13 protein-coding genes are annotated in these 12,589 nt (G+C 69.9%); 6 read left to right on the top strand and 7 right to left on the bottom strand.

Annotation, left to right across the window (positions count from 1 at the left end; all coding sequences use genetic code 11):
* Positions 1-167 precede the first annotated feature (167 nt).
* From MMB17_RS15325 to MMB17_RS15345, 5 genes are all read right to left on the bottom strand, one after another.
* Complete coding sequence (locus tag MMB17_RS15325) at positions 168-1,271, bottom strand: cell wall hydrolase (protein WP_241099382.1); 1,104 nt, start codon at positions 1,269-1,271, stop codon at positions 168-170.
* A gap of 196 nt (positions 1,272-1,467) precedes the next feature.
* A complete protein-coding gene (locus MMB17_RS15330) occupies positions 1,468-1,725 on the bottom strand; it encodes a hypothetical protein (RefSeq protein ID WP_241099384.1) in 258 nt (85 codons plus the stop codon).
* A 225-nt stretch (positions 1,726-1,950) separates the two neighbouring features.
* Complete coding sequence (ppdK, locus tag MMB17_RS15335) at positions 1,951-4,629, bottom strand: pyruvate, phosphate dikinase (RefSeq protein WP_241099385.1); 2,679 nt, start codon at positions 4,627-4,629, stop codon at positions 1,951-1,953.
* Positions 4,630-4,887: 258 nt separating this feature from the next.
* Complete coding sequence (locus MMB17_RS15340; RefSeq protein ID WP_238312991.1) at positions 4,888-5,040, bottom strand: DUF3096 domain-containing protein; 153 nt, start codon at positions 5,038-5,040, stop codon at positions 4,888-4,890.
* Between the two features lie 103 nt (positions 5,041-5,143).
* On the bottom strand, positions 5,144-6,997 hold the full coding sequence (locus MMB17_RS15345; RefSeq protein ID WP_241099389.1) for an ABC transporter transmembrane domain-containing protein: 1,854 nt from the start codon (positions 6,995-6,997) through the stop codon (positions 5,144-5,146).
* 143 nt (positions 6,998-7,140) lie between these two features.
* On the opposite strand from MMB17_RS15345, the gene rpmE reads away from it, so the two are divergent.
* Positions 7,141-7,395: a 50S ribosomal protein L31 gene (gene rpmE, locus MMB17_RS15350; RefSeq protein WP_147047842.1), complete on the top strand. Its 255-nt coding sequence runs from the start codon at positions 7,141-7,143 to the stop codon at positions 7,393-7,395.
* Between the two features lie 138 nt (positions 7,396-7,533).
* Here the strand turns inward: rpmE and rcdA are convergent, their stop codons facing one another.
* Complete coding sequence (gene rcdA / locus MMB17_RS15355; protein ID WP_241099391.1) at positions 7,534-8,061, bottom strand: protease adaptor protein RcdA; 528 nt, start codon at positions 8,059-8,061, stop codon at positions 7,534-7,536.
* Between the two features lie 549 nt (positions 8,062-8,610).
* Between rcdA and rpmH the strand changes: the two genes are divergently transcribed.
* The 5 genes from rpmH to MMB17_RS15380 all read left to right on the top strand — a co-directional run bounded on the left by rpmH (position 8,611) and on the right by MMB17_RS15380 (position 12,324).
* Positions 8,611-8,745, top strand: a complete 135-nt coding sequence (gene rpmH, locus MMB17_RS15360; RefSeq protein ID WP_012253788.1) for a 50S ribosomal protein L34 — start codon at positions 8,611-8,613, stop codon at positions 8,743-8,745.
* Positions 8,746-8,808: 63 nt separating this feature from the next.
* Positions 8,809-9,336 (top strand): ribonuclease P protein component, encoded by a 528-nt coding sequence (rnpA, locus tag MMB17_RS15365; protein WP_241099393.1) that lies wholly within the window; start codon positions 8,809-8,811, stop codon positions 9,334-9,336.
* Positions 9,329-11,173: a membrane protein insertase YidC gene (gene yidC / locus MMB17_RS15370; RefSeq protein WP_241099394.1), complete on the top strand. Its 1,845-nt coding sequence runs from the start codon at positions 9,329-9,331 to the stop codon at positions 11,171-11,173. The genes rnpA and yidC overlap by 8 nt, the downstream gene beginning before the upstream one ends.
* A 120-nt stretch (positions 11,174-11,293) precedes the next feature.
* Entirely contained in the window at positions 11,294-11,953 is a 660-nt protein-coding gene (gene yihA / locus MMB17_RS15375) for a ribosome biogenesis GTP-binding protein YihA/YsxC (RefSeq protein WP_241099397.1), read from the top strand.
* Entirely contained in the window at positions 11,950-12,324 is a 375-nt protein-coding gene (locus MMB17_RS15380) for a DUF423 domain-containing protein (RefSeq protein WP_241099398.1), read from the top strand. Before yihA ends, MMB17_RS15380 begins: the two co-directional genes overlap by 4 nt.
* A gap of 63 nt (positions 12,325-12,387) precedes the next feature.
* Here MMB17_RS15380 and MMB17_RS15385 read toward each other — a convergent pair whose 3' ends face one another.
* Entirely contained in the window at positions 12,388-12,570 is a 183-nt protein-coding gene (locus MMB17_RS15385; protein WP_241099400.1) for a hypothetical protein, read from the bottom strand.
* Positions 12,571-12,589: the final 19 nt, after the last annotated feature.

The raw sequence follows: 12,589 nt of genomic DNA on the forward strand, positions 1-12,589 counted from the left end.
GGCACCGCACAAGCCGGCACATCATCTTGATCTGGGGCCTTGTAACGATGGCTGGGTCGGTCCCTCGGGACGATGGCCCGGCTCGGCCGGCGTAGCCTCGTCCCGGAAACGCCCCTTCATGATGCGCTTCCCCGCCCCCGGCGAAACCGGGGACGCCTTGCGCCCGCTCAGGTCTGCCCGCGCTTCAGCTGATAGAAGATATGACGGCCGATCACGTCCATCTTCCGCAGGCGGCGGGACCAGCCGGGGCGGACATAGTCGGCATGGTAATGCGTCGCCCCGCCGACCTCGCTGAGATAGGTCCGGCCCTCGATGACCGCGCTGGCGATGCGGGTGGCGGTCTGCCAGGAGCCGGCATCGGTGATGCGCAGGGACTTGCCCTCGCAGGCGAAGGAGAACTGACAGCCCATGTAGCGGTGGCGGTTCTGGTAGACCACGCCGCAGACATTGCTCGGGTAGAGCCCGCTCTTCACGCGGTTGAGCACCACCTGCGCCACCGCGGCCTGGCCCTCCTCGGGCTCGCTGCGGGCCTCGAAATAGACCGCCTCGGCGAGGCAGCGCTGCTCCCGGTCCATGGCGTCGGGGGCGATCAGGTCGGCATAGCGGTGGCGGGCGCTCTCCGGCAGGGCGGGGGAGGGGGCCGCATCGAGGCGCGGGGAATAGCCGGGCAGCGCCAAGCTCGCGGCGGCCACCTCGATCGGGGTGGCATCGGCCGGCGCCGGCGTCGTGGAAGACAGGGCGACCGCGCGGGGCACCGTCGGCGTCGCGCCGTCGGAGGCGGCGAGGTCGTCCTCGCCCGGGGTGTCGCCCTCGGCGCCGGGAGCGAGACCGAGGCCGAGATCCGGCACGGCGGTGAAGCCCTCGGGCTCCAGATCCGGGTTCCAGGTGGCGGCGCCAGCGCTGAACACCCCCGCGATGCCCTCGCCCTCTCCAGTGATCAGGCCGACGGAGCGCTGCTCGCGCAGGGCGACGGCGGCCCGCTCGAAACTCGCACCGATCGCGACCGCCGCATCGCCCTTGCTCTCCCGGGCGGGCACGGGAAACACCCGGGCATGGGATTTGAGATCGTCCCGCAGCAGGCTCGCATCGAGCCGCAGGGGCGCGGCCAGGGCCTCGGCGTCGAGGGCGCCGATCAGCACCGTGCCGGCGGGGAGGGGGGGCGCCATGCGCGCATCCAGCGCACGCACGAGGCTCGAGCCGATCGCGCTCTCGGTGCCGGCATCGGCGGTGAAGGAGATGACGAGGCCCAGGGCCCCGGCCCAGGGCGCCACCGCGGCCCCCAGCCAGCGCAGGCTGCGACCCGACCGCCGTTTCCGTCGTATCCGGTTCGTCCTCACGCCACGCGACCCGTACCCGATGCCAGAGGCTCGCGGCACAGGATGGCGGAAACACGCCGTGCACGAGCACGGCTTCAGGTATCGCGCGGTATGGTTGCCGGGGCGTTAAGGCCGCCGCGAGTGCAGCGTCTCAGGGCAGCGGCTGGGCCTGGCGCAGGGCCAGTCCGTTCACGACGATGCGCGCATAGCCGCTGCCGTTCTGCGAGGCGATGATCATCCGCCCAGCCTCGCGGTCGCTGCGCAGGGCAATCGCATAGGCCACGGCCACGATGGTCACGGAGACGGAGAGAACCGCCCCGATCCAAATCAGGGCCTGCTGGCCGGCCCGCTGGGCGAGGAAGGGCGCGCGCGCGACGAGGAGAGCGGAAGAGGGGCTGGGATCGGTCATCGGTGAAATCCCGCTGGGACCCTGGCCGGACGACCAGCAGCGCCCCGAGCGCTCCAGACTTCCGCTATCATTGAACGCCCGGGCACGACAACGGTTCGCGAGAGTCGGACTTAAATTATTCTACCCTCTCGTTTCTTGCACCGCGTCACAGAACGGAAAACGGCCGTTCCGGCCCGAAACGGTTGCGGCGCGGAACCGGTGGTTCCGCGCCGCTCCAGGACCGTCCTAGCCTTCACCGGCGTGAGTCACGCCCAGCGCCGCCTGGGCCGCGGCGAGCTTGGCGATCGGCACGCGGAAGGGCGAGCAGGACACGTAGTCGAGGCCCACATCCTGGCAGAAGGCGATCGACGCGGGATCGCCGCCATGCTCGCCGCAGATGCCGAGCTTGAGGTTGGGCCGCTGCGCCCGCCCCCGTTCCGCGCCGATGCGCACGAGCTCGCCCACGCCCTCCTGGTCGATGGTGACGAAGGGGTCGAAGGGGATGATGCCCTTCTGGGTGTAGGGCCCGAGGAAGCTGCCGGCATCGTCGCGGGAGATGCCGAGCGCCGTCTGGGTCAGATCGTTGGTGCCGAAGGAGAAGAACTCCGCCGTCTCGGCGATCTCCTTGGCACGCAGGGCCGCCCGCGGCAGCTCGATCATGGTGCCGACCTGATACTCGACCGTGGCCCCGGTCTCCTCCGCCACCGCCTTGGCCATGGCGTCGATGCGCGCCTTCACGAGATCGAACTCGTTCTTCGTGAAGACGAGGGGCACCATCACCTCCGGGGTCACCGGGGCACCGGTCTCCTTGGCGGCCTGCACCGCCGCCTCGAAGATGGCGCGGGCCTGCATCTCCGCGATCTCGGGGAAGGCGATGGCGAGGCGGCAGCCGCGGAAGCCCAGCATCGGGTTGGTCTCGTCGAGCTCGGCGAGGCGGCGGCGCAGCTTCTCCTCCGGCACGCCGGTCGAATCGGCGACCTCCTTCAGCTCGGCCTCGCCATGCGGCAGGAACTCGTGCAGCGGCGGGTCGAGCAGGCGGATCGTCACCGGCAGGCCGGACATGATCGTGAACAGCTCGACGAAGTCCTGGCGCTGGTAGGGCAGGATCTTCGCCAGCGCCGCCCGGCGGCCCTCGGCGTCGTCGGAGAGGATCATCTCCCGCACGGCGACGATGCGGTCGCCCTCGAAGAACATGTGCTCCGTGCGGCAGAGCCCGATGCCCTCGGCGCCGAAGTTGCGCGCCGTGCGGGCATCGTTCGGCGTCTCCGCGTTGGTGCGGACCTTCATCTGCCGGATCTCGTCAGCCCAGCCCATCAGGGTGGCGAAATCGCCGGAGAGCTCCGGCTCCAGCATCTTCACCTCGCCCTCGATCACCTGGCCGGTGGCGCCGTCGATGGTGATGACGTCGCCCTCGTTCAGGGTCTTGCCGGCGACGGAGAGGGTCTTGGCCTTGTAGTCGATCCGGATCGAGCCGACGCCGGAGACGCAGGGCTTGCCCATGCCGCGGGCCACCACCGCCGCGTGGCTGGTCATACCGCCGCGGGTGGTGAGGATGCCCTCGGCGGCATGCATGCCGTGGATGTCCTCGGGCGAGGTCTCGATGCGCACCAGGATGCACTTGCGCTCGGCCTTGCGGGCCGCCTCGGCCTCCTCGGAGGAGAACACGATGGCGCCCACCGCCGCGCCCGGAGAGGCGGGCAGGCCGGTGGCGATCACCTTGCGCGCGGCCTTGGGGTCGATGGTCGGGTGCAGGAGCTGGTCGAGGGCGGCCGGCTCGATGCGCTTGATCGCCTCCTCGCGGGAGATCAGGCCCTCGCCCGCGAGCTCCACGGCGATGCGCAGGGCGGCCTTGGCCGTGCGCTTGCCGTTGCGGGTCTGCAGCATCCAGAGCTTCCCATTCTCGATGGTGAACTCCATGTCCTGCATGTCGCGGTAGTGCTTTTCGAGGATCCCGTAGATCCGCGTCAGCTCGGCGAAGCTCTCGGGCATCGCCGTCTCCATCGACGGCTTGTCCGACTTCGCCTCGATCCGCGCCTTCTCGGTGATGTCCTGCGGGGTGCGGATGCCCGCCACCACGTCCTCGCCCTGGGCGTTGATCAGGAACTCGCCGTAGAGCGCGCTCTCGCCGGTGGAGGGGTTGCGGGTGAAGGCGACGCCGGTGGCCGAGGTGTCGCCCATATTGCCGAACACCATGGCCTGGACGTTCACCGCCGTGCCCCAGCTCTCGGGGATGCGGTTGAGCTCGCGGTACTTCTTGGCGCGGGGGATCATCCAGGAGCTGAACACGGCGCCGATGGCACCCCAGAGCTGGTCCTCGGGCTTCTGCGGGAAGTCGGCGCCGTGCTCCGCGCGCACGATGCCCTTGTAGACGCCGATCAGGTGCTTCCAGTCCTCGGCCTTCAGCTCGGTGTCGAGGTTGAGCCCCTTCTCCTCCTTGTAGTGCTCCAGCGCCTCCTCGAAGGCGTGGTGCTCCACGCCCAGCACCACGTTCGAGTACATGGTGATGAAGCGGCGGTAGGAATCGTAGGCGAAGCGCGGGTCGCCGGCATCCTTGGCCAGGGCCTCGACGGTCTCGTCGTTCAGGCCGAGATTGAGCACCGTGTCCATCATGCCCGGCATCGAGGCGCGGGCGCCGGAGCGCACGGAGACGAGGAGCGGCTTGGTCGCGTCGCCGAAGCTGCGGCCGGTGAGGCCGCCGACCTTCTTCAGCGCCTCCTCGACCTGAGCCCGGAGCTCCGGCGGATAGGACTTCTCGTGGTCGTAATAGTAGGTGCAGACCTCGGTGGTGATGGTGAAGCCGGGCGGTACCGGCAGCCCGAGGTTCGACATCTCGGCGAGATTGGCGCCCTTGCCCCCGAGCAAGTTGCGCATCGAGGCTTCGCCTTCGGCTTTTCCGTCACCGAAGGAGTAGACCCACTTCGTCATCTGTCTCGTTCCATTCACGGGAAAATGGCGGCCGGCGACCCGGCGAGAGCCCTTGCGTCAGGGCGTGGAACATACCGCACCGCAACGCAAGATGAACATCCGTTCCCGCAAGCGGGGGTACTGACGGAGATTGTATTCTGTCATCGCCGATTGTGCGCGAGGGGACCGCCCCCTGGAAGCCCGCGGGATCGCCCGCGAGCCGCGTCCGGGCAGCGGTCGATCCCTCGGCGACGACGCCGGTTCCGGTCGGGCGCGCACTCAGGACAGGCCGCGGAACAGCCCGAGCCCGATCACCCCGACGACGATCAGGTAGATCGCCACGATGTAGTTGAGCAGCCGCGGCACGATCAGGATCAGGATCCCGGCCAGGATCGCGATCAGCGGCTGGAGATGCGAGACGGTGATGGTCATGGCGGCGCTCCCACGGCCAAGCTCGGCCGGTGCAGCATCAAGACGCACCGGGCCGGCCCGGTTCCCGCATGCCCCGTCGCCGCGCGGGGCATGCGGGGCGCCCTCACTCCGCCGGAAGGGCCGCGAGCTTCGGGCGCGGGCGCAGGGCCTCGTCCGTCGCGTCGGTGAATTGAAGGCGGGCGAGCTGGGCATAGAGGGTGCCGCGAGCGATCAGACTCTCGTGGGTGCCTTCCTCGACGATCCGGCCCTCGTCGAACACGAGGATGCGGTCCGCCTGCCGGATCGTGGCGAGGCGATGGGCGATCACCAGGGTGGTGCGCCCCTCCATCAGGTGGTCGAGGGCGTCCTGCACCGCCCGCTCGCTCTCCGCGTCGAGGGCGGAGGTCGCCTCGTCGAGGAGCAGGATCGGCGCATCCTTCAGGATCGCGCGGGCGATGGCGATGCGCTGGCGCTGGCCGCCGGAGAGGGTCATGCCGCGCTCCCCCACCGCCGTGGCGTAGCCCTGGGGCAGGGCCCGGATGAAGCCGTCGGCATGGGCGAGCTCCGCCGCCCGCACCACCTCCGCCTCGTTCGCCTCGGGGCGGCCGTAGCGGATGTTGTCGATCACGCTTCCCGAGAACACCGTCGGATCCTGCGGCACCAGGGAGAGGCGTCGGCGCAGCGAATCGGGATCGGCGGCGGTGACGTCGACCCCGTCGACCCGCACGCGCCCGCCCTGCGCGTCGTAGAAGCGCAGGAGGAGCTGCAGCACCGTGGTCTTGCCGGCGCCGGAGGGGCCGACGAGGGCGATTCGCTCGCCCCGCTCCGCCTTGAACGAGATGCCGGCGAGCGCCGGATGCTCGGGCCGGGTCGGGTAGGCGAAGCGCACCTCCTCGAAGGCGACCTCGCCGCGGGCCGGCTCCGGCAAGGCGACGGGCTGGGCCGGAGCGTGGATCGCCGGCTCGGTGGCCAGGATCTCGCCGAGGCGCTCGGCGGCGCCGGCCGCCTGGGCGAGCTCGCCATAGACCTCGGAGAGCTGTCCCAGCGCGCTCGCGCCGAACACCGCGTAGAGCACGAATTGCGAGAGCTGACCCGCGCTCATGGTGCCCGCGAGCACCCCCTGCGCGCCGTACCACATCACGCCCACCACGCTGGCGGAGATGAGGAAGATCGCCACGCCCGTGAGCAGGGCGCGGGCGGTGATCGAGGCCCGGGCGGCGAGATAGGCGTTCTCGGACGCCCCGGCGAAGCGCGCCGCCGTGCTCGCCCCCATGCCGAAGGCCTGCATCGTGCGCACCGCGCCGATGGCCTCGGTAGCGTAGGCGGTGGCCTCGGCGAGCTTGTCCTGCGCTGCGCGGGAGCGGCGGCGCACGCCGCGGCCGGAGAGGATCAGCGGGAAGACGATGAGGGGAATCGCGCCGAGCACGAGGATCGAGAGCTTCGGGCTCGTCCAGACCATCATCGCCACGGCGCCGACGAACAGGAAGGCGTTGCGCAGGAGGATCGAGATCGAGACGCCGAAGACCGACTTCACCTGCATCGCGTCGGCGGTCAGGCGCGAGACGATCTCGCCGGACTGGGCCCGGTCGAAGAAGGCGGGGTCGAGGAGGGTCAGGCGCTTGAACACGGCGCTGCGCAGGTCCGCGACCACGCGCTCGCCCAGGGTCACCACCGTGTAGTAGCGGCCCGCGCTCGAGAGGGCGAGCACGGCCACGACGCCGAGCAGGGCGACGAAGTAGCTGTTGATGAGCGCCTGTCCCTCCGGCGAGAAGCCGTGGTCGATCACGCGGCGGATCGCCACCGGCACCACCAGCGTCGCGCCGGAGGCCGCCACCAGCGCCACCAGCGCGGCGGCGATGCGCCCGCGGTAGCGGCTGGCGAAGGGAATCAGCGGCTTCAGGGCCCCGAGGGGCGCCCGTCCCCGGGCTTTCTCGACACCATCGCGGCCGGCGCCGCGAGCCTTGTCACGCGCGGCCATCGTCCCTCGTCATCCGTTTCGTCCCTACACTTGTTCGTGTCGCAGGCCTGGGGTATAGGCCCGCCCTTATCCGATTTCGCGCGATCTATGGCCGCGGCCCGCCGGGCCCGTCTCGTTCGGCGTGCTAGAGCAAGGATTTCGTTATGGCAAAAGACGCAGCCGCCAAGGCCAAGGGCACCGAGCACCCCGACTACCACTTCATCAAGGTCGTCATGACCGACGGCACCGAGTACATGACCCGCTCGACCTACGGCAAGGAGGGCGACGTCCTCAACCTGGACATCGACCCGACCACCCACCCGGCCTGGACCGGCGGCGAGCAGAAGATGCTGGATCGCGGCGGCCGCGTGTCCCGCTTCAACTCCCGCTTCGGCGGCCTCGCCTTCGGCAAGAAGTGAGATCGGCGGCGCGCCCCGCGCCGCGTTCTGCCGCGAGATAGAGAAAAGGCGGCGCCTTCGGGCGCCGCCTTTTTCTTTGCGGGTCCAGGGGAAAGACCGGGACAGCCCCCGCGGCGAGGGGCGCCGTCCCGCTCTGGTTCAGCGCCCGAAGGCGCTCATCAGCAGCCCGTGCTGGGCGGCGACGGGGCTCGGCGCGGCCATCGGCGCCGGGCGGTCGTCGGCGATCAGCGTGTCGAGATGCAGGATGCGGGCATGCAGACGGCGGGAGCGCTGGACCAGCTCCTGCAGCCGCAGGGGCAGCAGGGAGAAGCTGTCGGCCATGGGGGAGGGGGTCTCCGCGGCGTTGAGCTTCACCCGGGTCTTCTCCTCCAGCGCCTGGCCGGGGGTGAGTTCGCCCTCCGAGACGGCGCGCTGCACGAGCAGCCAGGAGGCGATCTGCATCAGCCGCGTGGTGAGCCGCATGCTCTCGCTGGCATAGGCCAGGGACGCGTCCCGGGAGACCAGCCGCGATTCGGTGCGGCCGTCGCCGTCGAGATAGGCCGCAGTCTCCTCCACCAACATCATGCCTTCCTTGAACAGCGCCCGGAAAGCCTCGGAGCCGACATAGGTCGCCCCGAAATTCACCCAGTCCGGCTCGTCCCGGAACATAACGTCGAGCTCGCTCATCCTGCCTCCTGCGCCGCGCCTGGAGCGAAACCGTCCCGAATCAGGACCGCGCCGGCGTCTTCCGCATTGATGGCGCAAGCCTAGCGCCGATCCCACGGCCGCGCGCCGTTGACGTTCTGTTAACCTTACCCGGCCTTTAGAATGCGCCAGAACGGTCAAGGTTGCGTCGTGCGGCAGTAAGGATGCGGCCGCGCAGGGGGAGGATGAGGGCCGGACAGCGGCCAGAAAAAAGCCGCCCCGGAGGGCGGCTTGACCGAGTCAACAGGGAGGCATCAAAACAGAGTGGACAGCAATCCCACTCGACATCCAGGAAACCTGGACATGTCTTCTTGGTAACCAGGAAAGGTTAATGACCGGTTAACCCGAGGCGCATTCCGCCCCGCCTTCCGAATTGACTTGACGGGGCCCATCCGCCATAAGCCGCGCCGACGTGATGCGCCGCCGGAGATCCCGCGCGCGCTTCGTGATTGCAATCATTTCGAGAGGCGGGGTGCAGGTCTGGGCGCGTCGAGCGCCGCCCGGCCGATCACCCTCCGTTGGAGACTGACGATGAAGAGAACCTATCAGCCGAGCAAGCTCGTCCGGAAGCGCCGTCACGGCTTCCGCGCCCGCATGGCCACCGCCGGCGGCCGCAAGGTGATCGCGGCCCGCCGCGCCCACGGCCGCAAGCGTCTCTCGGCCTGAGGCCGTCGGGCGTCGCCTCGCGCGGCGCCTTTTGATCCCGTCTCGAGGCCGATCGGAGCGGTCGTGAAGGTTCGGCGGCTCAAGCGCAGGCCCGACTTCCTGGCGGCTGCCGCCGGGCGCCGCTTCCATACCGAGCGGATGACGGCGCAGGGCCGTGTCCGTGCGCCCGAGGAGACGCGCGGCGGCGAGACCGCCGAGGGTCTCCATGTGGGTTTCACGGTGACGAAGCGCGTCGGCCACGCGACCGAGCGCAACCGCATCCGCCGCCGGCTCCGCGGCGCCGTGGATCGCGCGGCCCTCGATGCGGCCACGCTCCCCGCCGACGTGGTGATCGTCGGACGCCGGCCGCTTCTCGACGCGCCCTTCGCGGCCATCGTCGAGGATCTGCGCCGCGCCTTCGGCGCCGTCACCAAGCCGAAGGCCGCCGGCCGGCAGGACCGCCCGGCCGCGCCGCATTCAACCTCGGATCAGCCCGGCTCCGATGCCGGCCGCAGCCGTGCACGCGCCCCCCGCGTGCGCGGCGCTTCCACGCGTCCCTCCGGACGCCCCGCCCGTTCCCAAGACCTGCCGCACGGATCGACCGATGGGTAATGACAAGACGAACATGTTCGTCGCGATCGCGCTGTCGCTGGCGGTCCTGCTCGGCTGGAACTACTTCGTCGCCGCGCCGATGACGGAGAAGCAGCGCCAGGCCGCGATCCAGAACAAGGCCGCCGCCGGGCAGACCGCCGGTCCCGACGGCATGCCCGCGCCGAGCCCGCAGGAGGGCGGCCCCGCCGCCCCCGCGCCCGGCACCTTGCCCGGCCTCGGCGCCCAGGGCCCGGTCTCCCGCGACGAGGCGCTCGCCCGCTCGGCGCGCCTGCGCATCGACACGCCGGCCCTCTACGGCTCGCTCGCGCTCAAGGGCGCGCGCATCGACGACGTGAGCCTCAAGAACTACCACGAGACGGTCAGCGACGAGAGCCCGCGCATCGTGCTGCTCTCCCCCACCGGAACCGCGAACCCGTATTACGCGGAGTTCGGCTGGGTCGGCTCCAATGCCGGCCCGCTGCCCAACGGCGACACCGTGTGGAAGGCCGATACCGACGTGCTCGCCCCCGGCAAGCCCGCGACCCTGACCTGGGACAACGGCGCCGGCCTCGTCTTCAAGCGCATCGTCGCCGTCGACGACAAGTTCATGTTCACGGTGCGCGACGAGGTCGAGAACAAGGGCGCGAACCCCGTCACGCTCTATCCCTACGGGCTCGTCTCGCGCTGGGGCAAGCCGGTCACCCAGGGCTACTACGTGCTGCACGAGGGCCTGATCGGCGTGCTCGGCGGCGACGGCCTGCAGGAATACACCTACGACAAGATCGCCAAGGAGCCCGCCTATGGCGGCGCGAACACCCAAGGCAAGGCCTGGGCGAACGTGACCGGCGGCTGGGTCGGCATCACCGACAAGTACTGGGCCGCGGCCGCGATCCCCGACCAGGACAAGCCCTATACCGGCTCCTTCACCGAGCGCAGCGAAGGCGCGACCAAGGTCTACCAGACCAGCATCCGCGGCGAGGCGGCGACCGTCGCGCCCGGCGCCTCCGCGGCCACGACCCAGCGTCTGTTCGCCGGCGCCAAGGAGGTCAACCAGATCAACGCCTACGAGCGCGACCTCGGCATCAAGCAGTTCGATCTGATGATCGACTGGGGCTGGTTCTACTTCATCACCAAGCCGATGTTCCGCGCGCTGGACTTCTTCTTCCACCTGTTCGGCAATTTCGGCGTCTCGATCCTCGTCGTCACCCTGATCCTGAAGATCTTCTTCCTGCCCATCGCCAACCGCTCCTACGTCTCCATGGCCAAGATGAAGGCCGTGCAGCCGGAACAGGCCGCGATCCGCGAGCGGTACAAGGACGACAAGCTGAAGATGCAGCAGGCGACGATGGAGCTGTACAAGAAGGAGAAGATCAATCCGGTCGCCGGCTGCTGGCCGGTGCTGATCCAGATCCCGGTCTTCTTCGCGCTCTACAAGGTCCTGTTCATCACCATCGAGATGCGGCACGCGCCGTTCTTCGGCTGGATCCAGGACCTCGCCGCGCCGGATCCGACCAGCCTGCTCAACCTGTTCGGCCTGCTGCCCTTCGCGGCGCCCGATTTCATCCACCTGGGCATCTGGCCGATCATCATGGGCATCACGATGTTCGTCCAGATGAAGATGAACCCCGCGCCGCCGGACCCGGTCCAGGCGCAGGTCTTCACCTTCATGCCGATCCTGTTCACCTTCATGCTCGGCTCGTTCCCGGCCGGCCTGGTGATCTACTGGGCCTGGAACAACACCCTCTCGGTGCTGCAGCAATACGTGATCATGCGCCGCAACGGGGTGAAGGTGGAGCTGTGGGACAACCTCAGGAACACTTTCAAGCGCAACGAGAAGAGCGCCGCGGCCAAAGGCTGACGCCGAGAGCCCGCACCGGAACCGCGTGAAACGGTGAGGGGGCCCCGGCCCCCTTTCCCTCGTTTGAGCCCCCGATCCTGCCTCGCCCTCCGGGACGAGGCGTCGACGAACCGTTCGGTGATGAACTTGTCGGACACCGACGCGCCTTCCCCCGATCTCCTCGAAGCCGGCCGCCTCCTCTTCGCGGGCAGCGCCGACTTCACCGCGGCCGCCCCGGCGCTCGGCGCCCTGCCGCCGATGGAGGGCGTCGAGATCGCCTTCGCCGGGCGCTCCAATGTCGGCAAGTCGAGCCTCGTCAACGCGCTCACCGGGCGCAACACCCTGGCGCGCACCTCGCACACCCCGGGGCGGACGCAGCAGCTCAACTTCTTCCGCATCGGCAGCCGGCTGACCCTGGTGGACATGCCGGGCTATGGCTACGCCGCCGTCGAGAAGGCCAAGGTCGAGGCCTGGACCAAGCTGGTCCACGCCTATCTGAAGGGCCGCGCCAATCTCGCCCGCGTCTTCGTGCTGGTCGATTCGCGCCACGGCCTGAAGGGCATCGACACCGATCTGCTCGACGGCCTCGACAAGGCGGCCGTGTCCTACCAGCTCGTGCTGACCAAGGGCGACGCCCTCAAGAAGTCCGAGGTGGAGGCCCGCATCGCCGGCATCAAGGCGGCGCTCGCCAAGCGGCCCGCCGCCTATCCCGAGGTGCTGCTCACCTCGAGCCGGACGGATCTGGGCGTCCCGGAGCTGCGGGCCAGCGTGGCGCGGCTGCTGGCGGAGCGCGGCGTATGAGCGGGCTCGACCGCGCCCTCCTGGCCCTGGCCGGCCTCGCCGGGCTGCTCGGCGTCGCGGCCAGCGCCGCGGCGGCCCACACGGCCGGTGGCGAGACCCTGCGCACCGCCGCGCAGTTCCTGCTGTTCCATGCGCCGGCCGTGATCGGCCTCGTGGCGCTCGGCGCCGGCGGTGCCGTCAGGGCCGGCCTGGCCCGGGCTTCGGCGGCCGGCCTGCTCCTCGGCCTCGCCCTGTTCTCGGGCGACCTGTCCCTGCGCGCGCTCTCCGGTTCGCCGCTCTTTCCGATGGCGGCACCCAGCGGCGGGGTGATCCTGATGCTCGCCTGGGCGCTCGCGATCCTGGCCGCCCTGGTGCCGGCCCGTCGGCCCTGAGGGCCCATATCCGGCACGCCCGGCGCAGACGCATCATCCGCCTCGGACGCGGCCTGATCCGGATCATCGCAGGGCCGCCGTCTCGGTGCCGATCCTGACAGGGCTCTTGCCATAGGGCACGGCCGGCGGCGCCAGGGGTGGGCTGCGATCGATCGTCAGCACGGCGACGACCCAGATCAGGATCGCGACGATCCCGGCGATTTCCCGCGGCGAGGGCGGGCGCGGCGAGGGGCTCTTCTCGGGCACAGCAGCGATTCCGATCTTC

The organism is Methylobacterium organophilum, from assembly GCF_022533465.1.
GTDB lineage: Bacteria > Pseudomonadota > Alphaproteobacteria > Rhizobiales > Beijerinckiaceae > Methylobacterium > Methylobacterium organophilum.